This window comes from Rhodococcus sp. AD45-ID (assembly GCF_003023755.1).
In the GTDB taxonomy this organism is placed as follows: Bacteria; Actinomycetota; Actinomycetes; order Mycobacteriales; family Mycobacteriaceae; genus Rhodococcus_F; species Rhodococcus_F globerula.
Genome location: NZ_PYHL01000001.1, coordinates 2,413,363 through 2,435,928, shown reverse-complemented (window position 1 = coordinate 2,435,928; position 22,566 = coordinate 2,413,363). Strand labels below are relative to the sequence as shown.

Sequence of the window (22,566 nt, the reverse complement as noted above, 5' to 3'; positions counted from 1 at the left end):
CGGGCACCCCTGAAGAGTAGGGACCGACTGGACGTCGTGTGTGGTCCGGCACGGCTCTCCCTTGTTCGACGTTCGACTTTAGTCAGTATGCCGAGTCACACTAACTTGTCGAATGCGGGCAATGCCTCAGCCTACGTACAGCAGGGGCCGTTCTCACGTTTCTGCGCGCAGCATCGTCTACTTCGTATGGACCAGTTCACCGATTTGCCCGCTCGTGTTGATTCCCTCGATTGGCCTGCGCTGATCGAGGGAATCAACACGAGCGGGTGTGCGCAGACGGGACCGTTGCTCGACGAGTCGGAATGCAAGGAAATTGCGTCCTGGTACGCGGAGGTGGGCCGATTTCGGAGCACGATCGACATGGCCAGGTACCGATTCGGGCAAGGGGAGTACCGATACTTCCGTGATCCGGTACCGGATCCGATCACGGCCATGCGAGCCGCCTTCTACCGGCAGCTTCTGCCTGTTTCGCGTGAGTGGGCTTTCAAGCTGGGGGACCACGCGCCCTGGCCGGATACCTTCGACGAATGGATCGAGTTGTGCCATGACGGCGGCCAACAGCGTCCGACGCCGATTCTGCTGTCCTACGGCCCTGGTGACTGGAATGCGCTGCACCGGGACCTGTACGGCGAGTTGGTATTTCCGATGCAAGTGGTGATCGGGCTGGACAAGCCGCACATCGATTACACGGGCGGTGAATTCATGATGGTGGAGCAGCGAGCCAGGGCCCAGTCCAAGGGAACCGTCACCGTGCTCGAGCAAGGACATGCCCTGATTTTCACCACCAGGGACAGGCCGGTTCCCAGCGCGCGCGGTTGGTCCAGAGCGCCTGTGCGACATGGTGTCAGCGTCGTGCGGTCAGGGGCGCGTCGAACATTGGGATTGGTGCTTCATGATGCCGAATAAGTCGTACATCCTCCGCGACGCCCACAACAAACCGTACGAGAGTCAGACGCCCGGGGTGCTTGGTGGACACCGGAAAACGAAGATCTACGGTCGACTCGACTGCCGAGGGGCCGCGCGCGCAATCGCGCGCGGTGGGTATGTCGCCAGTCGGGTGTTCTTCGCCGACGAGCCGACCGCGATTGCGGCCGGCTATCGACCCTGTGCTGTCTGCATGCCCGCGGACTACGCAGTGTGGAAGGCTGCTTCTACTGGCCGAAGCGGTCCTGGTACTCCTTCGGAATGAGTGGCTTTTCACCGCGAACCTTCAGTTGCTGAACCGCCCAGGTGTTGCCGTCAGGATCGGAGAACCCGAAGAGGGTGCCGCCGTCACGCTCGTCGAAAACTGTGACCTCGCTGGCGTCGACGCCCCGGTCGATGAGCTCCTGCCTGGCCGCTGCCGCGTCGGACACAACCAATTGCAGGCCCTTCAACGAGCCGGGAGGCATCTCGGTTTGTGACGGCAGGTTGCCGATGACGATGGAACAACCCGATCCACGTGGCGTGAGCTGGGCGACCGTCATGTGCTCGTTCACGGTGTGGTGATCGAGATTGAATCCCACCTGATCGCGATAGAACGCAATGGAGCGCTCGAGATCGCTGACCGGAACGATGACTACTTCGAGGGTCCAATCCATGAGAGTGCCTTCCGCAGTGAGTAATCGGGCAAACAGGTGATCAGGACTGTGCGACGATCTTGTCCAGGCGCTCGTAACCTTCGACGACGCCGCGCTCCATATTGCTCTCGATCATGCCGTCGCGCGCCTCGAGGCTCGGATATACGGAGTGGCCGGAGAGGCGGGTGCGCCCGTTGCCCAGATCCTCGAACGTCATGGATTCGATGCTGACCACATCGGGAAAGCCCTCGTATTCGAAGGTCTGGATGGCAAATTCGTTCTCACGAACAACGTGGAAAACGCCGTTGAACGTGTACTCGCCACCCTCTGGATCGCGGTGGATGTACTTGTATCGACCGCCGCTGACAAAGTCGTATTCCTCGATGTCCATCTCGTACCCGTTGGGGCCGAGCCATTGCTTGACCAGTTCGGGATCAGAGTGGGCCGCGAACACGGCACTCACGGGTGCGTCGAATTCGCGCGTGATGTCGATGAACGGAACGCCCTCGGGCGCCGTGATCGTGACGGGATTGGTGGTGCTCATGTCTGTGTCTCCTTCTGTGTGGTGTGCAGTAGGTGATCAAGTTTTCGGAACTGTTGTTCGTGGACCAGTCGATAGCGGTCGATCCAGGCCGTCAAAGCCTCGAGTGCCGCGGCATTCAGATGCACTGGGCGCCTCTGGGCGTCGCGGCTGCGAGTGACCAAACCCGCGGCTTCGAGTACCTGAATATGTTTGGAGACAGCCTGTTTCGTGATTTCGAACGGCTCGGCCAGCTCGTTGACCGTCTGGGGTCCGGTACTCAGGCGGGCGATGATCCGTCGTCGTACCGGGTCGGCAAGTGCCATGAATGCCTTGTCGAGACGATCATCGGCCCCGGGATCCACGATCACTTGTCAACCATCTCCTTTATCAACCAATCTGTTGATTACGATACGAGTCGAGGTGCAGAGTGTCAATGCCTCGGCGCCTACTAGCCTGGAACTCATGAACGCGCTGATCCCGCGCCCGCGGATGGAGGTATCCCCGGGAGCCGTCCACGTTCCGGATTGGCTGGGCCTGGACCAGCAGCGCACGCTCGTGAGCGAATGTCGACAGTGGGCAACCGCGCCGGTCCCGATGCGCTCGGCGGTGGTTCCGGGTGGACACAAGATGTCCGTCCAAACCGTGTGCCTCGGCTGGCATTGGCAGCCCTACAAATACACGCGTACGGCCGACGACGTGAACGGTGCGGCTGTAGCCCCACTACCCGAGTGGCTGATCGCGTTGGGACGTGAAGCCGTGACGGCTGCCTATGGAGATTCAGGTGAGATCTACACCCCCGACACGGCGCTGATCAACTTCTACGACGACGGCGCCCGGATGGGAATGCATCAGGACAAGGACGAGCGCTGCGACGCGCCCGTCGTGTCCCTGAGCATCGGCCAGAGTTGTGTCTTTCGGTTCGGGAACACTGAGAATCGCAATAAGCCGTACACCGACATCGAACTTCAGTCCGGCGATCTTTTCGTGTTCGGCGGTGCCTCACGCTTCGCTTATCACGGAGTCCCGAAAGTAATTGCAGGAAGCGCATATCCGGACAGCGGATTGATGTCCGGCCGGTTGAACATCACGCTTCGGGATACCGGAATGCGGTGAAGTTCTCAGGCTGACAGTGCCCGTTTCACGCGTGAATTATGGATGAGGGCAGGAAGTATCAAAGCGAGAACTGACACCATCACGCACAGCCCGAGGAAGAGAAATGACCAATTCATTCCCGACGCCCGGAGTGCAGTCAAGGTGCCGGCTGCAAACAACGGCATACCGACTCCGGCAAGCAGGTCCATCTCGCGCGGAGACACCGGAGGGGCGCCCCACATCGGTATGCGTTTGCCCGAGTTCTCTCTGAGAGTGCGCGATATCGACATGGCATAGAGGACTATGCCGACAACGCCGACGGCAACTCCCATCACAACAGGGCCGGCTCCGGTTCTAGTCGAGAGCAGGGCATACGCAAAGACGCACATCGTTCCCAGCATGGCCGCCGCAGATTTCCATCTCGGGGTCGACGTCTGAATCGGCGCGTGAACGCTCACCGGCCGCATCGGTTCGAGAGGCTCCATGGGATCAGCGTGCCATGAGTCAGACCGAAAACGAACCATTCATCCTGTTGGGGTGTGACGCACAGATCGATCAGGGCATCGGCATCACGATCTTTCCGACGGTATTGCCGCTACGCATGCGGTGTGCCGCGTCGGCCGCTTCCGCGAAGGGATAGATGCTGTCGATGACGGGACGTATCCGACCGTCGGCGACAGCAGGCATGACCTCGTCGGCGAGAGCAGCAATCACGTTCCCGAGTTCTTCTGCTCGACCGAAGCCGAATGATGCTCCATGCAGGTGAAGATGGCGGTAGGAGAGCGCGTCCAGGTCGATCGTGGACTGCGCGGCGTCGAGGCGTCCGATATTGACGAGGTGCCCGCCGTCTCGGGTGGCGGGTAAGCAGGCGGCTAGAGTCTGCCCGCCGGCGTGGTCGAGTACGACATCGACTCCTCGACCTTCTGTTGCTTCGAGTACGGCGTCCGTGAGATTTCGATTCGTCGTGACGACAACGGTGTCTGCGCCGGCTTTGATCAATACGTCTTCCTTGTCCGCAGATCGTGTGGTGCCGATGACGGCGGCTGCGCCCAGCGCCTTCGCGATCTGAACTCCCAGCAGGCCGATGCCTGACGTGGCCGCTGTGATGAGTACCGTCTGTCCCGGCGTGTAGCCGGCGAGCATCAGAGCCCCGTGTTCGGTGAGTAGTGCGGTCGGCAGGGCTGTGGTTTCGTTGTATTCCAGGTTGTCGGGCATGGCTATGACGTGCCGGTAATCCGCGAGGACGAACTGTGCGAAACTGCTCGGCGCAGTTCCCATGACACGATCGCCCACTGTGAGGTTGTGGGTACCGGGGCCGAGTGCTGCTATGTCACCGGCAAATTCGTATCCGGCGACGTACGCGTTGTCGGAGCCCGGTGTGTCGAACTCAGCGAGCATCTGCGGATCGGCGTTGTTCAGTGCGACGGCATGAGTGCGCACAAGAACCTGTCCGGGGCCAGGCTCGGGAACGGGAACTTCGCGGGCCACCCAGTCCGGGCCCTGCCCACCGAACAGTGCAGTCATGGTCTCAGTCACGATGTTGCGCTCCTTGATATTCGGACTTCATCGGCGATTGCTACGAGGGGCGTTGTATTCCTCGTCGGTGACCTTGTCGCCCCACGTGGTTTCCGTGCTGCCGTCGCTGGGGCCTTCCCACAATGCGAGGTGGGTCATGAAGTGGTCGGGTGCCGCACCGTGCCAATGTTCTTCGCCGGGTGGTGTGTAGACGGTGTCGCCGGGCTGGGCCTCGATGATCTCGCCGCCGCGAGCCTGAATCAGGGCGGTGCCGGACACGATGTGCAAGGTCTGCCCCAGCGCGTGGGAGTGCCAGTCTGTGCGTGAGCACGGCGCAAAGCGAACCATGTTGGCGCGCATGCGTGACGGTTCCTGGCCTGAGTAGATGACGTCCCACCAGACGTCGCCGGTGAACCAGTCTGCGGGAGCTTTGCTCGTGGGCGGTTGCTTCAGAATCTCCATGGGAATTCCTTATGTTGTGGATGAACGATGTTCGATTGACTGTCTCTGCAAACTCGCACTTCTTCGACCTGTTTTTCGTTTACCCGTTGGCGGCACGATGAAGACAAGAACTATGACGAGGCAACCGGCAAGGAGGCCGGCACCTGCGGTCAGTGCAGTCGAGACATGCTCGGTGAGTGCTTCTTTCGGGGATTCCGCAGCGGATCCGGCCCCGGCTGAGATCGCGACGAGAATGCCGAGTCCCAGTGCGCTACCCAGTTGGTGTGCTGTGTTGACCAGTCCGGACGCGGCTCCGGCGTCGTCGGCCTTCACCCCGGCGATTCCGGCAGCGGTGAGCGGCGCAAACGCGAGACCTTGGCCTGCGCCGATCAAGATCATCGGTAGTGCAACGCCGCTCAGATAAGTGCTGCCCGAATGCACGAAGCTGAGCCACGTCATACCTACCAATGTGAGTGCCACACCCGCGGCGAGCAACGGAGCATTCCCGAATCGAGGGGTCAATCGCGGAATCAGCAGTGCAACTGCAAAATTGACGACAGTCATCGGGAAGAAGGCCACACCGGCTTGGAAAGCGCTGAAACCCATTGCGCCCTGCAGAAGTTGAGTGGTGAAGTAGAAGAATCCGATCATGGCGCCGAGATACAGCATGCGGGCGGCGTAGGCACCGGATCGTTCGCGAGAGCGGAAGAGTCGAAGCGGCATGATGGGTTGCTCCGCGCGCGATTCATTGCGAATCAGCAGAGCCAGGAGAACCGCACCGAGGGTCAGCGTCAGGAAGGTGGTCGGTGATGCCCATCCGGCTTCGGCGGAGTTGACTATGCCGAAGACCAGTGCGGCCATTCCGAGTGTGGCGTAGACGGCGCCGGCTACATCGAAACGTCCTGTGCTCGGCTTTGTTTCGGGAATGAACCGCGGTGCGAGAACGATCATCGCGATGCCGATCGGGACGTTGATGAAAAATCCTGCGCGCCAGGACACCCAATCGGCAAGGGCACCGCCGATCACGAGGCCGAGGCTCGCGCCGATTCCGGCGGCTGCGCCGTACCAGGCAACCGCGCGTGTCCGTTCGCGCCCTGGCGGGAAGCTTGCCGTCAGGAGTGACAGTGATGCCGGTGCGACCACCGCGGCGCCGACGCCCTGGAGGGCGCGGGCCGCGATGAGCCACCAACCGTTGGGAGCAACCCCGACCAGGAACGACGCGGCTGCGAAGATCGCCAACCCGGCAACAAAGACGCGGCGACGGCCGAAGATGTCGCCGAGTCTCGCGCCGAGAAGGAGAAGGCCGCCGAACACGAGGGTGTACGCGTCCTGCACCCAGGACAACCCGGTCGCCGAATACCCCATCTCGGCTGCGATGCTTGGCAGCCCGGTGAAGATGATCGAGTTGTCGAGCAGGATCATGAAGTAGCTGATCAGAATGATCGCGAGGATTGCCGTGGAGTTGACGCGACCGGTCCGGGCAGTGTCGACGGTGGTCATGGATTACGGCCGAACAAGAACTTTGAGTGCCTCACGTGTGTCCATCGCGCGGTAGGCGTCCGGTACCTCGTCGAGGTTGACTGTTCGGTCGAAAACCTTGCCCGGCTGAATCTTTCCGTCGAGAACGTCTGGCATGAGCTCCTCGATGTACGCGCGCACGGGAGCGGGACCACCGGTGAGTGTGACGTTGGGTCCGAACAGGCTGCCGAAACCGACGGGTGCCACCTCGTACTGGGGTACACCGACGCGGCTGATGACACCGCCGGGGCGGACGACACCGATCGCCTGCTCGTAGGCGGGCATGTGGCCCACGGCTTCGAGTACAACATGGGTGCCGTCACCGCCGGTCAGTTCGCGGACCTTGGCGATGCCCTCGTCGCCGCGCTCGGCGACGATATCGGTTGCTCCGAACTCGATGCCCAGATCGGTGCGCGACTTGTGACGGCCCATGAGGATGATCCGCTCGGCGCCCAGTCGTTTGGCGGAGAGAACCGCCATGAGGCCGACTGCGCCGTCGCCGATGACGGTGACCGAGGTGCGTTCGTTCACTCGACCCTTGACGGCAGCGTGGTAGCCGGTGCCCAGGACATCGGACAGGGTGAGCAGTGAGGGGAGCAGTTCCGAGTCTTCGCCGACGGGTGCTTTGACGAGGGTGCCGTCTGCCAGTGGCACGCGGATGGCCTCCGCTTGGGCGCCACCGATGCCGTTTCCTGCCCAGAATCCGCCATGGCGGCACGACGTCTGCAGTCCTTCGCGGCAGAACTCGCAGGTTCCGTCCGACCAGGCGAACGGGGCGATGACAAAGTCGCCTTTCTTCAGCGTGGCTACGTCGCCGCCGACCTCTTCGACGACGCCGACAAATTCGTGGCCCATCGGAGTGCCGCCCGGTGTGGCAGGCATGTCGTGGTACGGATGTAGGTCGGATCCGCAGACGCATGCTCGAACGATGCGTACCAGGGCGTCGGTCGGCTGCTGCAGTGCCGGGTCAGGCACGTTCTCGACGCGAACGTCTCCGGCGCTGTACATGATGGTTGCGCGCATGATGAATCCCCTTGGTTGTTCGGTTCGCGGTGTCGATACCCAGTGAACCGTCCGCATCACCCTGGCGGGAGTTCCTGTCGTTCCAGGTACCGGCAGTACCTCCCTGCGGTTCGACGACTCGAGTAACGTAATCGGCATGGACAACCGAGCCGAGATCCGCGAGTTCCTCAGCTCCCGCCGTGCACGTATCACTCCCGAGCAGGCGGGACTACCGGCGTACGGCGGAAACCGTCGGGTCAAAGGATTGCGCCGCGAAGAAGTTGCCTTGCTGGCGGGTGTCAGCATCGACTACTACGTGCGAATGGAACGCGGCAATCTGGCCGGAGCATCGGACTCGGTACTCGAAAGTCTTTCCCGGGCACTTCAACTCGACGAGGCCGAGCAGGATCACCTGTTCGATCTGGCGAAGACCGCAAGTGCGTCGGCTCCGCCGAAGCGCCGATCAGCACCCAAAGGTGTCAGTCCGGCCATTCAGCAGATACTCGACGCCATCACCGACGCCCCGGCGTGGGTTCGCAACGCCCGGCACGATATGTTGGCCGCCAATCGCATGGCCCGGGCGCTGTATTCGCCGGTATTGGCGGATCCACGTCGTCCCGCGAACAATGCACGGTTTGTGTACCTCGACCCGGCTTCGCAGGAATTTTTCACCGACTGGGAACGTGCCGCCGATGATATTGCGGCAATGCTCCGATCTGAGGCGGGGAAGAACCCGCACGACAAGGCGCTGACCGAACTGATCGGTGAATTAGCCACGCGCAGTGAGATATTCCGCACGCGATGGGCGAAACACAATGTGCGCTTTCATCGAACAGGTTTCAAGAAGGTGCATCATCCCGTTGTCGGAGACCTCGAGCTGAACTTCGAGGCGATGGAACTTCCGTCCAACCCCGGGCTGACGCTGCTGGTCTACACCGCGGCGCCGGGTACTCCGACGGCAGATGCGCTCAAAGTCTTGGCGAGTTGGGCGGCTACCCAGGATCAGTTGGACCCCGCCAACGACAAGGAATCTTCCCGGTAGGAGCACTCAGTTCGACGGTGCCGCCAGAACTTTCTTGAGAGCGGGGAGATCGAGAGTTGCCGCAAGATCTGCAATGGTGACTCCCGACAGCGAAGCACGCCATACCTTTTCGGCGTCGGCCATAACCTTGGCGATACCGCACGGGGCGAGGCACTGCTCCGGTGGCGCGGCGAGGATCCCTTGTTGCCGAATCTCCGTGCACCGGAAGGCAGGTTCCTTACCGTCGACGGCCTGAACGACGTCGAGAACTGTGATGTCTTCGGGTGGCCGGGTCAGGACGTATCCACCGTCGCGGCCCTCAGTCGGATTGACAAGACCGGCCTGCGCCAGGGCGCGCAGATGTTTTGCCAGGTATGTCTTCGACACCCCGTGCAGTTCGGCGAGTCTGGCCGTGGGGACCGGGCCTTGCGCCTGGCTGAGGACCACACAGCAATGGAGCGACCACTCCACTCCTCCGGAAAGCTTCATGCCAGAACTCTATCGACGCCGTGGAAACCGGTTTGGGGCGGACATCGGTGGTGTTGTCTTTTTTCAGGCCTTCGAGGCCAACCACTCGTCCAGTGTTGTCGGCGCAACCCAGGCGTTCGCGCCGGGAGTCGGTGTGAGCGCGGCACTGTCGAGTTTCGCGCCGAAGTAGCCGGCCTCCGGATCGGGCGTCACCGAGCGGTCGTCCCCGGTGACGGAGAACAGGCGCCGTACCAATTCGTCGATACCCAGCGGTTCGGGTCCGGCGATCTCGACCGTCCCGTTCAACGGCGGGCCGGTCACAACCTCGGCGACGTGAGATACGACGTCCCGCGACGCGATCGGCTGAAGATGCGCCGGCGTTGCATGGACTGTGCCGTCCACGGTCCCGGCATCGGCAATTCCGGCGATGAACTCGAAGAACTGGGTCGAGCGGACGATCGAGTAGGGGATCGGGCCGGCCTTGACCAGGTCTTCCTGGGCGACCTTGGCTCGCATGTACCCGGAATCAGACAGTCGATCGGCACCCACGATGGACAGGATGACGTGGTGCCCGACGCCCGCCTTCTCCTCCGCCGCGAGGATATGGCCAGTTCCGTCGCGGAAGAAGGCCATGACGTCGTCGTCCGACCACGAAGGGGAATTTGTAAGATCCACGACCACATCTGCACCGGTCACGGCTTCGAGGAGGCCTTCGCCCGTGGTGGTGTCGATACCGTCCGCACGGCCGAGTGCCTTCACGTCGTGCCCGGCGTCGCCGAGCTTCGACGCGACCTGACTTCCGATGAGCCCGCTCCCGAAAATGACGATCTTCATGCCTGTCTCCTTTTTACTTGGATAAGTCGTGTCCAAGTATACTCGGACACGACTTATCCAAGTCAAGAGTTACCGGAACAGTTCTGCGGCCAATGCCTCGTACGTCGCAATTGGATCACCATCGGCCGGAAGCGCCTGGATCGCAACGTGGTCGGCCCCGGCCGCAATATGTTCACGCAACCTGTCCGCGATGGAACGGGCGGTCCCGTAGGCCACCAGCGCGTCGATGACACGATCGTTTCCGTCGTTCGCAATTTCGTCGGGTGCAAAGCCGAGGCGTTCGAGATTGGTCGTGTAGTTACGTAGGTGCAGATATGGATTGGCGACAGCCGGACGGCCGACCGCTCGCGCCTTGTCCGGATCGGTCTCGAGAACAACTTTGTGTTCCGGCGCAAGAATTTTCGACGGCCCGAGAATCTCGCGTGCTTCGGCGGTGTGTTCCGGAGTTGTCAGATAAGGATGCGCACCGGCAGCTCGATCAGCCGACAGCTTCAATACCTTGGGGCCGAGAGCGGCGAGGACACGACGAGATTCCGGAACCTGAGCCGCGTCGAGTTCATCGAGGTAGGACACCAAAGTGGCGTACGGCTTCGAGTAGTCGCCGGTGGCTTCGGGATGCCCGATGCCGATTCCGAGGAGGAACCGTCCCGGGTGCTTGGCTTCGAGTCGGTGGTACGACTCGGCAACTTCAGCAGCGGGAGACGACCAGACATTGACGATCCCGGTCGCCACGGTGATGCGTTCCGTTGCGTCGAGTAGCTTCTCGGCCACCAGAAGGTCCGCTCGCGGTGAACCCCCGATCCAGATGGTGCCGAACCCGAGTTTCTCGATTGCCGCCCCCAGATCCGGTTTCAATCCGGCGGCTCCTCGCCAGATTCCGTAGGTGCCCAGGTCAGGTGTCTGCGTCGGTTCAGTCATGGTGGTGGTAACCCGAGTGTGACCTGGATCTATTCCGTACCGGGCGCACGGTAGTCGGTGGGGCGATTGACTGCTTCGTCGATTTCCTCCGGCGTGAGCAGGGTGACGGATTCGGATCGAGCCGCTCCCTCGGCGGTGGTGCGAATGCTCAATGCCGCGGCGGCAACAGCGTCGGGAAGGCTGCCGATGACAAACATGTCATGACTACCGAGTGCAAAGTGACAGGATTCGACTGTGCCACCGACACTTTCGACCATGTGGGTTATTGCATCGCGGCGGGCGGTGCCACCTTCCTTCTGAAGGCCGGCGGCCCCGGTTGGTGTGTACGTCACTTGCCAGAGGTATTTCGGCATTTCGACTCCTTGCTCGGCAGGGGTATTCACCTCCGAGGGGTATACCCACAAAGTGGTAGGGGACAATCAACCCATGGTTGGTACTCCGGTGATCGTGACGATCGTGTCTGTCTGTGTGGGTTTTGTGATCTTCATGCTTGCGGCAAGCGGCGCCCGCGGAAAGTGGGATCGTCGGCTCGTCATCGGGTTGTTTGTCGCAGCAGTGGTGTGCCTGACCGTCGTGCCGGTGTCCGTTGCGCTCAGTGCCGGGGTATCGGGCGTCTAGTCTGAACTGGTGGCAGATATCCGAGTAGGTATCTCAGGGTGGACGTATCCCGCCTGGCGTGGAGACTTCTATCCGAGCGGCCTTGCGCATCGCAAGGAATTATCCTATGCCGCAGAGAAATTGACTTCGATCGAAATCAACGGCTCGTTCTATGCGCTTCAGAAACCGGAGAGTTTCGCGAAGTGGCGCAGTGAAACACCGGACGACTTTGTGTTTGCCCTCAAGGGCGGTCGGTACATCACGCACATGAAGCGGCTGCTCGACACACAGATAGGGCTGGCGAACTTCTTTGCGGCGGGTGTGCTTGCGCTGGGTCCGAAACTCGGGCCGATCTTCTGGCAGTTGCCGCCCACCTTGCAGTTCGAGCCCGAACGGTTGGCGAGCTTCTTCGAACTGCTTCCGCGTACGACGACGCAGGCTGCCGAACTGGCCGCCCACCGTGACGACAAGCTGACCGAAGACAGGGTATTGGCGCACGCAGAGATCGAACTCCCGATCCGCTATGCGGTGGAGGCGCGCCATGCCAGCTTTGCCGTGCCGGAAGCGGTGGAACTGATGCGCGAGCACGACATCGGGTTTGTTGTCGCCGATACCGCGGGAAGGTACCCCCAGATCACTACGCCGACCAGCGATTTTGTCTACGTGCGCATGCATGGCGACAAGGAACTGTACGCAAGCGGTTACACCGACAAAGCCCTGGACAGTTGGTCCGAACGCGCTCAGGGCTGGATGAGCGACGGACTGGACGTGTTTGTGTACTTCGACAACGACATGAAGGGTTTTGCGCCCCACAACGCGATGGCATTTCTGGCCCGCTTCGCCTGAATGTGTGCTGTCGGTGCCACCTGGCAAGCTCACACGCGAGCGCGAACAAGGAGAACCGAACGTGAACCCCCAGCAGAGTTGGCCCACCGAGTGGCCGAAGGTTGCCCGCGACATCGCCGCTGCCACGGCAGACGCGCTGGCCGCGGTGCGAGCGGCCAACCGCGATGCGTTGACCGAGGCGGTCGATGAACTGCGCACGCTGTCGTTCGAGCAGGTCACATCGGTGCACGCGGCTATCGTTCGTGAACTCCTCGAGGACACCCACCCGGACGGACTCTCGAGCGAAGATGTGCAAGACGCGCTCACTGCCTGCGCCAAGGCCACCATCGTGTGGCTTCCCGACCTCGACGTGCAGGCTCTCGCCGCCGTATACACCGGCGCGCTCGGCATTACCGATCTCGAAGACGATTCGTTCCGGATCGGCCACGGTGCATACCTGCGTTCAGCTGTGCTTGTGATCGGAAGCTTGTCCGCGGTTGTCAAGAAACCGCTGACGACGTACATCACCACCGCGATCGGCGAGATCGCGCGCGCTCAGACCATCGAGATGCCATGAGCGCGTAAACCCACCTAGGCTGGTTGTATGTCGAAAATTGCGAGTGCAGACCGGGTTTCGCACGCCGAGTTACTCGAATTCATCAGACCACGCCACCGTGCCACTCTCGTGACCGTCCGCAAGTCCGGCGAACTCCAGATTTCACCGATCACGTGTGGTGTCGACGACGAAGGCCGCATCGTCATCTCCACCTACCCGGAGCGGGCTAAAGCGGTGAATGTGCGTCGTACTCCCACGGTGTCGTTGTGTATCCACTCCGACGAGTGGAACGGACCGTACGTGCAGGTGAACGGGACGGCCGAGCTCATCGACCTGCCGGAATCCGTCGAGCCCCTGGTCGACTACTACCGCTCGATCGCCGGCGATCATCCCGACTGGGACGAGTACCGGCAAGCGATGCACAAGCAGGGCAAGAGCCTGATCCGCGTCACCGTCGATTCGTGGGGACCGATCGCAACAGGTGGGTTTCCGCCGGAGCGTTAGGGAGCTGTCGGCGAGAGGTGCAGGACGGTGGCGTCCCGCGCCTCGAGCGGTTCGTTGCAATGGGCACACACCACCTGCGCGTGCAGTTGCTCGCCGCACCGATGTTCGACGACGGTCGGGGGCGGGCCGTCGATCGCGTAGGTGTCTCCCCATTCCATGATCGCCATCAGAATCGGATACAACGCTTTACCTGACTCGGTGGCGACGTATTCGTAGCGTGGGGGATGGTCCTCGTACAGGCGTTTTGTCAGCACGTCGGCGTCGACGAGCGTCCGAAGCCGGGCGGCAAGAATATCCCGACTGGCACCGGTGCCCCTCGCGATGGCGTCGAAGCGTCGTTGCCCGAGGACGATCTCACGCAGGATCAGTAGCGACCATTTCTCGCCCACAAGGTCCAACGCCTTGGCGATGGAGCAGTTACGACCTTTGGGTGTCACGCTCACTCCGATCGACAGTGGGTTGCGAAATCCAACTTAGCACTTGACGGCATCAAATCTATGCCGCACTGTGAGTTGGGAAATCCAACCGACTAGACGAGGAGCATGACGTGGCCGATGTGGATCTCGAGGCAGCGAGCGCTTTTGTGAGCGCCGCAGGATTACAACTCGACGAGGTGTCCGGCACCAAAGTTGTCGGACATATCGATCTGTCCGACGCTCATCACACGCCGTGGGGTGTGGTGCACGGCGGCGTCTACACAACGGCTGTGGAATCGGCGGCAAGTATCGGTGCGAGTACCGCTGTCGCGGACCGTGGAGAATTTGCCGTTGGCGTTCACAACGGAACCGACTTCTTGCGAGCCCGCACCGGCGGACGCGTCGAAGTCGTGGCACTTCCGATTCAGCAGGGCCGCGTTCAGCAGTTGTGGTCGGTTGTCATCACCGATCCGGAAACGGGGAAAGAAGTGGCACGTGGACAGGTTCGCTTGCAGAACGTTCCGCTGCCGAAGTAGCTCAGTCGGGTAATCCGGCGTCGATGTTGACCGAGATTCGCTTGAGGAGTGCGGTGAGTTGCACTTTCTCGTTCTCGCTCAGTCCCGACAACAGCCGGCGGTCGCGTTCGACCCGGCGCGGAAACTCTGCCTCTACCAAAGCTCTTCCGGCTTCGGTCAATTGGAGAAGTACGACGCGTCCGTCACGTTCGAACCTTTGGCGCTCCACCAGTCCGAGCTTGGCCAGTCGATCGGCATGTTTGGTAGTGGCCGCGCCACTGAACATGGTGACTGCGGTGACCTCGCTGGCGCGAAGTGGGCGATCACTGCGGGCCAGTGCGCTCATCACGTCGAATTCGGCGCGAGAGACGCCGCTGGGAGCCAGGGCGCGATCAAGTTGGTGGAGGGACTGCGAACTGATGCGGGTGATCCGTCCCATCACCTCGACCGGCGAGGTGTCGATGTCAGGGTAGGCGCGATTCCATTCACGACGGACTTTGTCGATGAAGTCGTCTTCGGGACTGTTGGCCTGATCCATGGCACACATCTTAGCGACTGATTTCACAGTACTTCACAAGTAATTTACTAGTGAAATAACTGTATGCTGGATTAGTGACGCCTACTCCGACACCCACCACGACATCGAGCCGACTCCGCCATTCGAGCGGAGCAATTGCGCATTCGGTCTCAGCGCAGACGTGGCGGGCGGCTTTCCGGCTCGGTTCCGCCGACGCCGGAATTGCCCCGGCAATACGGGTCGGTCTGGCAACAGCGGTAGTCCTGATCTTGGGTGGTGTGCTCGGGCACGAAGAGCTGGCGGGATTTGCAGCGCTGGGCGCGCTGAGTGCGGCGTTCGGACGATACGAGCCATACCCCCGGTTGGCCGGCAAACTCGCGATAGTGGGCGCAGCGTTGGTTGCGTTCATTGCATTTGGTGCGGCTCTGGGGATGTTCGGTGTGCCGGTCTGGGCGCAGATCGGTGTTCTCTCGTTGGCGGCCGGCGCCGCCTACTGCTTCATCTCCGGCTTCCGCATCACTGGTCCAGGGCCGGTGATTCTTGTCTTTGCCGCGACGGGTGCAGCAGGCTTCGCCACGAGCTTTGCGGATCTGGTTCGGCTGGTGGTCGCCGGAACGATAGGTGTACTGATCGGATGGGCCGCGGCGATGCTTCCCGCGCTTGTGCTGCCGATGGGCCCCGCACGTCTGGCTGTCGCTCGCGCGCTTGCGAACGTCGGGAAGCTAGAGGCCGGTGGTTCAGTCCCGACTGCGCGGGCGTCGATTGCCCATGCGCGGACGGTTATCGCGTCGAGCAGTCGGATCAAGTCGACGCTGGGTCATGGTCGTGAACTGATGGCGGTGCTCGGCGAAGCGGATGCCGCAGTGCGATTGTGGAGCGAGCATGGCGACCCGTCGCTGCTTCGCAATATTGCAGTGCACGAGGATGAGCTTCGTAAGATGAAGCGCTCCAGCATGATCGAGCACTCGCTCGAGCCTGTATCAGAATTGCCCGCGCCGGAGAACTACGTCGTCGCCGGTCTACGGCATCTGCACTCGCGCGCCGTGGTGATGAATGCCGTTCGTATTGTCATGGCGTCGGCATTGGCCGGATGGGTTGCCGCGGGCGCCGGACTCGAGCATCCGCTCTGGGCGTCGATGGGTGCGATGGCAGCAATGCAGGGGCTGAACTACAAGCAGACCGTTCAACGCGGAATCCAACGGCTTGTCGGCAACGTCGGCGGAGCGATCATCGCTGCCGCTCTGATCGCCCTGACGCTCGGCTATTGGCAGGCTGTTGTTGCAGTGGTGATTCTGCAGACCGCGGCAGAGCTGTTTGTCGTCAAGAATTACGCGTTGACGTCGGTTGCCGTGACGCCGATGGCCCTGGTGCTCATCGGTCTCAGTGCACCCATCGAGACCAGCGCGGCGCTCGCGCGAGTGGCGGACACCCTCATCGGAGTGGTGATCGGCGTAGTCGTCGCAGCGGTGACAATCAGCCGCGCCGATCGGAACCACGTCCTACGATGACTCCAGTGCATCGGAGTGAGGGGTTGTCGGGACGTGAATTTTCAGTCGAAGTCGATTATTGCGGCGCTGTGTGCTGCGGCAATTAGTTCGGTGGTCTTGGCGCCAATGGCGTCTGCGGAGGCACCTGGGGTTTCGGTTGCGACCGGAACCGTTGTCTCGAGCGAACCGCTACCGCGCGATCTCTGGATTCCGGGGACCGTCGACGCTACTCGATTCACGTACTGGACCATCGGTTCCGACGGCAGCCCTGCCCTCAGTAGCGGTGCGTACTACGTACCAGCTGGCCCCGCCCCCGAAGGCGGCTGGCCCGTCATCGCGTGGGCGCACGGAACCACCGGCCTCGACGACTCCTGCGCACCTTCCTTGGTCGGGCCAGGACTCCCGGAACGCGACTACCCGTATCTGGGCCGCTGGCTCGCCGAAGGCTATGCTGTGGTCGCAACCGATTACGTCGGGCTGGGAACTCCGGGCCTCATGCCATACCTCGACGGAAAAGTGGAGGCGCACAGCGTCGTTGATTCCGTGAAGGCCGCTCGCGCCCTCGATTCTTCGATCTCGAATCGTTGGGCAGTGGTCGGACAATCGCAAGGTGGCGGCGCGGCAATCACGACCGCGCGATACGCAACCGAATACGGCGGCGATTCCCTCGACTACCGCGGCGGTGTGGGGACGGGTGTGCCGGCCAACATCGAACTGGTCTTCCTGCCGGCCGGTCCCGGATTTCCGCCCATTGCACTCGGCGGAGGCTTGACCTCGTACGCCCTCTACATTCTGGCGGGTCTGCGCGAAGCTCACCCGGAAATCGACGTCAACTCGTACCTGACTCCGCTGGGTCGCGAGCAGGTCGATCTGGCCGAAAAACTGTGCGCCGCAGACTTGGAAGATGCATCGAAGAAGCTCGTTTTGGGCGATGTGCTGTCTCGCCCGCTGAACGAAATCCCGAACTTCTACGGTCTCCTGAACGACTACATGGGTGTGCCGACCAGCGGTTACGACCGCCCCATTTTCATCGGCCAAGGCTTGCTGGACGTGGATGTGCCTGCCCCGTCGGCACTTTCGCTCGTCGCGGCTCTGGTTGCGAATGGTGAACCCGTGACTTTCAAGGCGTACAACACCGACCACAGCGGCGCGTTGATCGAATCGCAAGCCGACACGATTCCGTTTGTCGCGAATCTCTTCCGCTAGTGAAGCGATGGATTGCGGGTCTCGTTGCACTCGGCGTCGTTGCCTATGTGGGGTCCGTCGTCTGGATCTCCGTTGCCGCGAAGGGGCACACCTTCGACGTCGCGGATGCGCCCGAGGCTCCGGTGGTAATCGTTCTGGGTGCTCAGATCAAGGACGGCAAGCCGATGGCGTTCCTGAAAGGGCGCCTCGACGCGGCCGTTCAACTGGTCGAGGACGGTAAAGCGAGCGCCGTGCTGGTGTCCGGGGACGCGAATGGGGCTTCGGGCGACGAGATCGCGGCCATGACAAATTACCTGGTCGAGCAGGGGATCGATGAGCGTCGTATCGTCGGGGACCCGTACGGCCTGGACACATATGACACCTGCTCGAGGGCAATACATACGTATGGTGTGTCGAAGGCGTTGATTGTCACCCAGGGCTACCATGTTCCCCGCGCCGTCGCGTTGTGCCGTGACGCCGGAATCGATGCGGACGGCGTGAACAGTGATTGCGGTTGCGCAACAACGACATTAGTCAAAAATGCTGCCCGAGAGTGGATTCTCGCCAAGCCGAAAGCGGCAATCGACATGCTGTCCGGTCGTGATGCCAAGGTTACGAGTCCGCCGGAGGATTCGGTCAAATCTGCTGTGCGCCTTTATTAACCGCGGGCGGTCGACAAAGGCGCACAGCAGGAGTCTTACTGAGCAGGCTTCTCCGCGATGATCTGGATCAGGTTGCCGCACGTATCGTCGAAGACAGCGATGACGGCGGTGCCGATATCCGTCGGAGCCTGCGTGAACACCACACCCTTTTCCGTCAGACGGGCATGCTCGGCCTCCACGTCCTCGACGGCAAACTGAGCGAGTGGAATGCCTTCTTCGGCAAGAGCATCGCGATACGGCTTCACGGCCGGATGCTTCGCGGGCTCGAGCAGGAGTTGCGGGCCGTCCGGCGCCTCCGGCGAGACGACGGTGAGCCACGCATCCTCGCCCAGTGGGATGTCGTGGTGCTTCGTGAAACCCAGGACATCGGTGTAGAAGGCGAGTGCTGCTCGCTGGTCGTCGACGAAGATGCTTGTCAGTTTGATTTGCATGGTGTTCCTGTCTCGATGGGCCACCGCCGGGTGATTTCGGCAAGTGGCTCGGGATTGAAGTAGTGGAATTTGGAGCGTCCGCGCCGCTCGGTCACGACCAGTCCAGCCGACTCGAGTACACCGAGGTGCTGAGAGATCGCCTGACGCGTGAAGCCCAGACCGTGTCGCATCGTGAGCAGTGAACAGATCTCGAACAGAGTCTGGCCGTCATGTGCCGCGAGTTCGTCGAGGATGATGCGCCTCGTGTCGTCGTCGAGAGCACGGTAGATGGTGACCACGGCACCACTATAGGCAAGCCCGAGCTTGCATATCAAGAGCTGTTGAGTGAGCACGGTTTGTGCAGAGTGAACAACGGTTGTGGCATGCAGCAAGGGGTGCTCGCTGCGCACAAAGGGTGTCAGGTTGCCGAACTCCCTCGAAGGAGGCACTGGCATTACCGGTAACCCCTGGCCCTCGCGCCCGTGGCAGATCTGGGGTTGGCTGAAGGAACATGTCGTCGACGCAAGGGGTACGGGCAATGACGGGCTGGAGCGAAGAGCAGGTAGCGGCAATCGCGAACCCTCAGGAAGTGCAGGTCGCGACCAGGCGGGCCGACGGTTCGCTGAGAAGTCCCACGATCATCTGGATCGTCGGCGACGGTGACCGGCTCTTCATCCGATCTACCAACGGCCGTCCGGCAGCCTGGTTCAAGGGCGCGATCGCGACCGGAACCGGGCAGATTATTTCCGGCGGCAGCGCGTACGAGGTGAAGTTCGTCGAGGCCGGTGACGCAGACCTCCCGCTTGTGGACAGTGCTTACCGGAAGAAGTACCGCCAGTACCCGAGCATTGTCGATCACCTTGTCGAAAGTGGCCCCCGTTCGGCCACCCTCGAGGTTTTCCCCGCCTGATACGCAAACGGCAGCGAAGGAGTTATTCATGCGCGGCACAATTATCTACGGTCCCAATGACATCCGCTTCGAGGACCGACCCGATCCCGTGATCGCGGAGCCCACCGACGCGATAGTCCGCACAGTGGCAGCGTGCGTGTGCGGTTCGGATCTGTGGCGATATCGTGGCATCGCGGAGGTCACCAAGCCGACGCCCATCGGCCACGAGTACGTCGGCATCGTCGAAGCGGTTGGCAGCGACGTCACCACCGTGAAGCCCGGACAGTTTGTGGTCGGCGGATTCTTGACCAGCGACAACACCTGCGCGCTCTGCAAAGTCGGCGCACACGCGAACTGTCTCCACGGCACCGGATACGACGGCTGCCAGGCAGAGTTGATCCGTGTTCAGAATGCCGACGGAACACTCATCGCCACCCCCGAACTGCCCGACGAGGCGATGATCCCGAACATCCTGGCGCTCTCCGATGTCATGTGTACCGGCTGGCATGCGGCGGTCAGCGCAGGCGTCAAGCCGGGAAGCACCGTCGTGGTTGTGGGTGACGGCGCGGTGGGCCTCTCCGGTGTACTTGCAGCAGCGGAACTGGGCGCGGAGAGGATCATCGCGATGAGCCGCCATGAGGATCGGCAGCGTCTCGCACTGGAATTCGGCGCCACCGAGATCGTTGCCGAGCGCGGCGACGACGGCGTCGAGCGGGTCAAGGAACTCACGTCCGGAATCGGAGCAGATTCGGTGCTCGAGTGCGTCGGTACTCACGATTCCGTCGAGCAGGCCCTGCGGTCCGCGCGCCCTGGCGGCATGGTTGGCTGGGTCGGCGTTCCCCATGTCGCGGATCTTCCTCAGCGGCACATGTTTTGGAAGAACGTCGGCTTGCGCGGTGGACCTGCACCGGTGCGGGCATACCTCGACCATCTTCTGGACCGCGTCTGGAACGGGCACATCCACCCGGGCAAGGTCTTCGATCTGACTCTGCCGCTCGATCAGGTCGCTGAGGCATATGCGGCCATGGACGAGCGCCGCTCCATCAAGACCATGCTTATTCCGTGAACGCAGGAGTTCGAAACAATCCCGGCAGATTATCGACGGTCCAGCTGGGGGAGGAGTGTTTCGCGGGCCAGCAGCAAGATCGCGGCAGCGATCGGGATGGCGAGCAGTGCGCCGACGATTCCGAGCAGAGCCCCGCCGAGCAGGACAGCAACGACCGTAATCAGGGGTGGTACTTGGACGGTCCGGCCGATGATGCGCGGCACGAGCACGTAGTCCTCGACGAGTCGAAGCATGATGAAGAAGGCTACGGTGGCGAGCGAAATAGGTAGTGACACAGTCAAAGCCACCAGTGCTACGACGATTCCGGCGAGCGTCGATCCGACTATCGGGATCAGGTCGAGTACTGCGACCAGTACGGCGAGCAATAGTGGGTACGGAACGCCGAAGGTGATCAGCCAGATGAAGGTGAGAACGGCGGTGATGAGCGAGATCAGGATGTTTCCGAGGACGTATCCGCCGACCTTGGCGAAGATCTCGTCGCCGATCAGGATGGTCCGCGGGCGGCGGGAGTGGGGTGCCAGGCGGTAGAGCGAGGCGCGGATTCGGGGGAAGTTGGCGAGGAAGTAGGCGGTGAGGACAACCACGATGACGGTTCCGCTGATCGCACTGAACACGAACTTACCGGCACCGAGGATCCCGCCGACGACATCCGGGACACCTTCGCCACCGATCGTCTGTTGGAGCTTGTCCTGAAGATGGAATCGAGAATTGAGTTCGTCGATGGCGGGGTAGCGCTCTTGGAGGTGGTGCAGGTAGCCAGGGGCGTTGTCCACGAGTGCGCTGCCTTGGGTGACGATCGGGGGTATCGCGGCAGCGAGGAAACCGGCGAGCATGCCGAAGGCCGCGAGAAAGACCACGGTCACAGCCGCCCAACGGGGAATTCGGTGTTGCACCAACCAAGACACGACGGGTTCGAGGCCGGCTGCGAGGAACGCGGCGATGACAATGAGGACGAGTACGCCGTGTGCTGCGATCAGTAACTCGATCCCGCCGTAAGTGACGGCCACTCCCGCGGCTGCGGCCATTCCGATCATGAACGGAGACTTGCGATCGAAGCTCGGTCCGGGCTTACCCAGCGGGTGGGCGGGTGAGCTGATTCGGGCAGCGTCTTGTTCTGCAGCGATGATCGGTTGCCCCTCGGCGGAGGTATGGGGTTGCCCGACTACGTCGCCGTGAGCAGGTTCTGCACCTCCGCCCGTGGGCGGTGAGTTGTTGTCGAGCTCGGGCATCGGAACCTCCGCATCTCGAGGTGCGCCCAGCGGGACGGACAATTCTTTCGCTGCGCTGTCCTGGTGGTTTACCTCGAGCGGAGGTAATTCAAGCCGAGCATTGGATCTCGATTCCAAGGTCGATGCGAGCTAGACCGCTGTGGGTAGGGGTGGGAGGAGCAGGAGCAGTGCACGTTCGAGCTGATCGGCGAGATGCGATTCGGGATGCGCGATCCAGTACTCGTGGGCCGATTGTGTGGCGGCGAGTACTGCGTGTCCCACCGCAATCGGGAAGAAATCGTCGGGGGTGCGAGCGCTGACGAATTCGGTGGCAGCGGCTCGCCACCGCGTGTGACGCTGCGATGCCTGCGCTTGCACGGCGGGTTCCGTAAGGACCAGTTGGGCGCGGTGTCTGGCCCATTCGATCTGGTCGTCGGGGAAAGCCATGGCGGTGACTACGGCGCGCACCAAGACGGCTTCGTACGGTTCGGTCGTGGTGCTGTCGGCCAGTGCTTGTCGCAGCCGACTGATCTCGGCGTCCGATTCGACCCACAGGACGTCGGCCTTAGTCGGGAAGTATCGGAAGAAGGTTCGAGTGCTGATTCCCGCTTCGTGCGCGATGTCCTCGACGTTGGTTCGGTCGAAGCCGCGTTCGACGAACAGTCTCTGGGCGACGGCGGCGAGGTGGTGCGCGGTTGTTGCCGCCGGCCTGCCACCGCGGTCGATTCGGTTGTCGGTACTCATCACGCGTCCATCGTTCCAGGTTCGCCCGGCCATGGCGTCGGCCTTCGGGCTTGGGCGGGTTACCCGTATCGCCCGGGCGGTGAGTTTTCTCAAA

Annotated in this window: 32 protein-coding genes; 14 read left to right on the top strand and 18 right to left on the bottom strand. The window is 61.9% G+C overall.

Going from position 1 to position 22,566, the window contains the following annotated elements; genetic code table 11:
• The first annotated feature begins 186 nt into the window (after nucleotides 1-186).
• Together C7T36_RS11165 and C7T36_RS11160 are read left to right on the top strand one after the other, a co-directional pair.
• Nucleotides 187-906 carry a 2OG-Fe(II) oxygenase gene (locus C7T36_RS11165; protein ID WP_045065368.1) on the top strand — a complete coding sequence of 240 codons (720 nt, stop codon included), beginning with the start codon at nucleotides 187-189 and terminating at the stop codon, nucleotides 904-906.
• Entirely contained in the window at nucleotides 896-1,189 is a 294-nt protein-coding gene (locus tag C7T36_RS11160) for an Ada metal-binding domain-containing protein (protein ID WP_084702504.1), read from the top strand. The genes C7T36_RS11165 and C7T36_RS11160 overlap by 11 nt, the downstream gene beginning before the upstream one ends.
• Here C7T36_RS11160 and C7T36_RS11155 read toward each other — a convergent pair.
• From C7T36_RS11155 to C7T36_RS11145, 3 genes are read right to left on the bottom strand one after another with little or no spacing between them, the layout of a single operon-like run.
• Nucleotides 1,152-1,580 carry a VOC family protein gene (locus C7T36_RS11155; protein WP_045065366.1) on the bottom strand — a complete coding sequence of 143 codons (429 nt, stop codon included), beginning with the start codon at nucleotides 1,578-1,580 and terminating at the stop codon, nucleotides 1,152-1,154. The genes C7T36_RS11160 and C7T36_RS11155 overlap by 38 nt on opposite strands.
• A 40-nt stretch (nucleotides 1,581-1,620) precedes the next feature.
• The gene (locus C7T36_RS11150; RefSeq protein WP_045065363.1) at nucleotides 1,621-2,103 is read right to left on the bottom strand and encodes an SRPBCC family protein; all 483 of its coding nucleotides are present in this window, start codon (nucleotides 2,101-2,103) and stop codon (nucleotides 1,621-1,623) included.
• Nucleotides 2,100-2,450, bottom strand: coding sequence for a helix-turn-helix transcriptional regulator (locus C7T36_RS11145; protein ID WP_084702501.1), 351 nt, complete (start codon nucleotides 2,448-2,450; stop codon nucleotides 2,100-2,102). The genes C7T36_RS11150 and C7T36_RS11145 overlap by 4 nt, the downstream gene beginning before the upstream one ends.
• A gap of 94 nt (nucleotides 2,451-2,544) precedes the next feature.
• Between C7T36_RS11145 and C7T36_RS11140 the strand changes: the two genes are divergently transcribed.
• Entirely contained in the window at nucleotides 2,545-3,195 is a 651-nt protein-coding gene (locus C7T36_RS11140) for an alpha-ketoglutarate-dependent dioxygenase AlkB (RefSeq protein WP_204368953.1), read from the top strand.
• 5 nt (nucleotides 3,196-3,200) lie between these two features.
• Here C7T36_RS11140 and C7T36_RS11135 read toward each other — a convergent pair whose 3' ends face one another.
• From C7T36_RS11135 to C7T36_RS11115, 5 genes are all read right to left on the bottom strand, one after another.
• Nucleotides 3,201-3,659 (bottom strand): hypothetical protein, encoded by a 459-nt coding sequence (locus C7T36_RS11135; protein WP_045065361.1) that lies wholly within the window; start codon nucleotides 3,657-3,659, stop codon nucleotides 3,201-3,203.
• 70 nt (nucleotides 3,660-3,729) lie between these two features.
• Nucleotides 3,730-4,710, bottom strand: a complete 981-nt coding sequence (locus C7T36_RS11130) for a zinc-binding dehydrogenase (protein WP_095887305.1) — start codon at nucleotides 4,708-4,710, stop codon at nucleotides 3,730-3,732.
• 27 nt (nucleotides 4,711-4,737) lie between these two features.
• A complete protein-coding gene (locus C7T36_RS11125) occupies nucleotides 4,738-5,151 on the bottom strand; it encodes a cupin domain-containing protein (RefSeq protein WP_045065359.1) in 414 nt (137 codons plus the stop codon).
• Nucleotides 5,152-5,160: 9 nt separating this feature from the next.
• Nucleotides 5,161-6,630: an MFS transporter gene (locus C7T36_RS11120; RefSeq protein WP_045065358.1), complete on the bottom strand. Its 1,470-nt coding sequence runs from the start codon at nucleotides 6,628-6,630 to the stop codon at nucleotides 5,161-5,163.
• Between the two features lie 3 nt (nucleotides 6,631-6,633).
• Nucleotides 6,634-7,671, bottom strand: a complete 1,038-nt coding sequence (locus C7T36_RS11115) for a zinc-dependent alcohol dehydrogenase family protein (RefSeq protein WP_045066747.1) — start codon at nucleotides 7,669-7,671, stop codon at nucleotides 6,634-6,636.
• 136 nt (nucleotides 7,672-7,807) lie between these two features.
• On the opposite strand from C7T36_RS11115, the gene C7T36_RS11110 reads away from it, so the two are divergent.
• Entirely contained in the window at nucleotides 7,808-8,692 is an 885-nt protein-coding gene (locus tag C7T36_RS11110; protein WP_045065357.1) for a helix-turn-helix transcriptional regulator, read from the top strand.
• 6 nt (nucleotides 8,693-8,698) lie between these two features.
• Here C7T36_RS11110 and C7T36_RS11105 read toward each other — a convergent pair whose 3' ends face one another.
• From C7T36_RS11105 to C7T36_RS11090, 4 genes are all read right to left on the bottom strand, one after another.
• Nucleotides 8,699-9,160: an Rrf2 family transcriptional regulator gene (locus C7T36_RS11105; protein ID WP_045065355.1), complete on the bottom strand. Its 462-nt coding sequence runs from the start codon at nucleotides 9,158-9,160 to the stop codon at nucleotides 8,699-8,701.
• Nucleotides 9,161-9,223: 63 nt separating this feature from the next.
• Nucleotides 9,224-9,973: an SDR family oxidoreductase gene (locus tag C7T36_RS11100; protein ID WP_045065353.1), complete on the bottom strand. Its 750-nt coding sequence runs from the start codon at nucleotides 9,971-9,973 to the stop codon at nucleotides 9,224-9,226.
• 69 nt (nucleotides 9,974-10,042) lie between these two features.
• Nucleotides 10,043-10,891, bottom strand: coding sequence for an LLM class F420-dependent oxidoreductase (locus C7T36_RS11095; RefSeq protein ID WP_045065350.1), 849 nt, complete (start codon nucleotides 10,889-10,891; stop codon nucleotides 10,043-10,045).
• Between the two features lie 29 nt (nucleotides 10,892-10,920).
• A complete protein-coding gene (locus C7T36_RS11090; RefSeq protein ID WP_033233560.1) occupies nucleotides 10,921-11,244 on the bottom strand; it encodes a GYD domain-containing protein in 324 nt (107 codons plus the stop codon).
• Between the two features lie 73 nt (nucleotides 11,245-11,317).
• Between C7T36_RS11090 and C7T36_RS11085 the strand changes: the two genes are divergently transcribed.
• The 4 genes from C7T36_RS11085 to C7T36_RS11070 all read left to right on the top strand — a co-directional run bounded on the left by C7T36_RS11085 (nucleotide 11,318) and on the right by C7T36_RS11070 (nucleotide 13,373).
• Nucleotides 11,318-11,509, top strand: a complete 192-nt coding sequence (locus tag C7T36_RS11085) for a hypothetical protein (RefSeq protein ID WP_033233559.1) — start codon at nucleotides 11,318-11,320, stop codon at nucleotides 11,507-11,509.
• A gap of 9 nt (nucleotides 11,510-11,518) precedes the next feature.
• The gene (locus tag C7T36_RS11080) at nucleotides 11,519-12,334 is read left to right on the top strand and encodes a DUF72 domain-containing protein (protein WP_045065348.1); all 816 of its coding nucleotides are present in this window, start codon (nucleotides 11,519-11,521) and stop codon (nucleotides 12,332-12,334) included.
• Nucleotides 12,335-12,395: 61 nt separating this feature from the next.
• A complete protein-coding gene (locus C7T36_RS11075) occupies nucleotides 12,396-12,890 on the top strand; it encodes a hypothetical protein (RefSeq protein WP_033233850.1) in 495 nt (164 codons plus the stop codon).
• A gap of 27 nt (nucleotides 12,891-12,917) precedes the next feature.
• Entirely contained in the window at nucleotides 12,918-13,373 is a 456-nt protein-coding gene (locus tag C7T36_RS11070) for a PPOX class F420-dependent oxidoreductase (protein WP_033233557.1), read from the top strand.
• On the opposite strand, the gene C7T36_RS11065 is transcribed toward C7T36_RS11070, so the two are convergent.
• Nucleotides 13,370-13,810 (bottom strand): helix-turn-helix domain-containing protein, encoded by a 441-nt coding sequence (locus C7T36_RS11065; RefSeq protein WP_045065347.1) that lies wholly within the window; start codon nucleotides 13,808-13,810, stop codon nucleotides 13,370-13,372. The genes C7T36_RS11070 and C7T36_RS11065 overlap by 4 nt on opposite strands.
• 110 nt (nucleotides 13,811-13,920) lie before the next feature.
• Here C7T36_RS11065 and C7T36_RS11060 point away from each other — a divergent pair, with 110 nt between their 5' ends.
• A complete protein-coding gene (locus C7T36_RS11060; protein ID WP_045065345.1) occupies nucleotides 13,921-14,325 on the top strand; it encodes a PaaI family thioesterase in 405 nt (134 codons plus the stop codon).
• A gap of 1 nt (nucleotide 14,326) precedes the next feature.
• On the opposite strand, the gene C7T36_RS11055 is transcribed toward C7T36_RS11060, so the two are convergent.
• Nucleotides 14,327-14,842, bottom strand: coding sequence for a MarR family winged helix-turn-helix transcriptional regulator (locus C7T36_RS11055; RefSeq protein WP_033233554.1), 516 nt, complete (start codon nucleotides 14,840-14,842; stop codon nucleotides 14,327-14,329).
• A 74-nt stretch (nucleotides 14,843-14,916) separates the two neighbouring features.
• Here C7T36_RS11055 and C7T36_RS11050 point away from each other — a divergent pair, with 74 nt between their 5' ends.
• Genes C7T36_RS11050 through C7T36_RS11040 form a run of 3 tightly spaced genes read left to right on the top strand, consistent with a single transcriptional unit; the run spans nucleotide 14,917 to nucleotide 18,155 of the window.
• Nucleotides 14,917-16,329 (top strand): FUSC family protein, encoded by a 1,413-nt coding sequence (locus C7T36_RS11050; RefSeq protein ID WP_375128605.1) that lies wholly within the window; start codon nucleotides 14,917-14,919, stop codon nucleotides 16,327-16,329.
• Between the two features lie 33 nt (nucleotides 16,330-16,362).
• Nucleotides 16,363-17,514 (top strand): S9 family peptidase, encoded by a 1,152-nt coding sequence (locus C7T36_RS11045; protein WP_033233552.1) that lies wholly within the window; start codon nucleotides 16,363-16,365, stop codon nucleotides 17,512-17,514.
• Entirely contained in the window at nucleotides 17,514-18,155 is a 642-nt protein-coding gene (locus C7T36_RS11040; RefSeq protein ID WP_045065340.1) for a vancomycin high temperature exclusion protein, read from the top strand. The genes C7T36_RS11045 and C7T36_RS11040 overlap by 1 nt, the downstream gene beginning before the upstream one ends.
• Nucleotides 18,156-18,190: 35 nt before the next feature.
• Here C7T36_RS11040 and C7T36_RS11035 read toward each other — a convergent pair whose 3' ends face one another.
• The gene (locus C7T36_RS11035) at nucleotides 18,191-18,586 is read right to left on the bottom strand and encodes a VOC family protein (protein WP_033233551.1); all 396 of its coding nucleotides are present in this window, start codon (nucleotides 18,584-18,586) and stop codon (nucleotides 18,191-18,193) included.
• On the bottom strand, nucleotides 18,571-18,855 hold the full coding sequence (locus C7T36_RS30100; protein WP_033233848.1) for a helix-turn-helix transcriptional regulator: 285 nt from the start codon (nucleotides 18,853-18,855) through the stop codon (nucleotides 18,571-18,573). Before C7T36_RS30100 ends, C7T36_RS11035 begins: the two co-directional genes overlap by 16 nt.
• A gap of 248 nt (nucleotides 18,856-19,103) precedes the next feature.
• Here C7T36_RS30100 and C7T36_RS11025 point away from each other — a divergent pair, with 248 nt between their 5' ends.
• Both C7T36_RS11025 and C7T36_RS11020 read left to right on the top strand, forming a co-directional pair.
• Nucleotides 19,104-19,475, top strand: coding sequence for a DUF2255 family protein (locus C7T36_RS11025; protein WP_045065336.1), 372 nt, complete (start codon nucleotides 19,104-19,106; stop codon nucleotides 19,473-19,475).
• A gap of 28 nt (nucleotides 19,476-19,503) precedes the next feature.
• Nucleotides 19,504-20,520 carry a zinc-dependent alcohol dehydrogenase family protein gene (locus C7T36_RS11020; RefSeq protein ID WP_033233546.1) on the top strand — a complete coding sequence of 339 codons (1,017 nt, stop codon included), beginning with the start codon at nucleotides 19,504-19,506 and terminating at the stop codon, nucleotides 20,518-20,520.
• A gap of 29 nt (nucleotides 20,521-20,549) precedes the next feature.
• Here C7T36_RS11020 and C7T36_RS11015 read toward each other — a convergent pair whose 3' ends face one another.
• Nucleotides 20,550-21,749, bottom strand: coding sequence for an AI-2E family transporter (locus tag C7T36_RS11015; protein WP_045065332.1), 1,200 nt, complete (start codon nucleotides 21,747-21,749; stop codon nucleotides 20,550-20,552).
• A gap of 129 nt (nucleotides 21,750-21,878) precedes the next feature.
• The gene (locus C7T36_RS11010) at nucleotides 21,879-22,472 is read right to left on the bottom strand and encodes a TetR family transcriptional regulator (protein WP_045066746.1); all 594 of its coding nucleotides are present in this window, start codon (nucleotides 22,470-22,472) and stop codon (nucleotides 21,879-21,881) included.
• Between the last annotated feature and the right edge of the window lie 94 nt (nucleotides 22,473-22,566).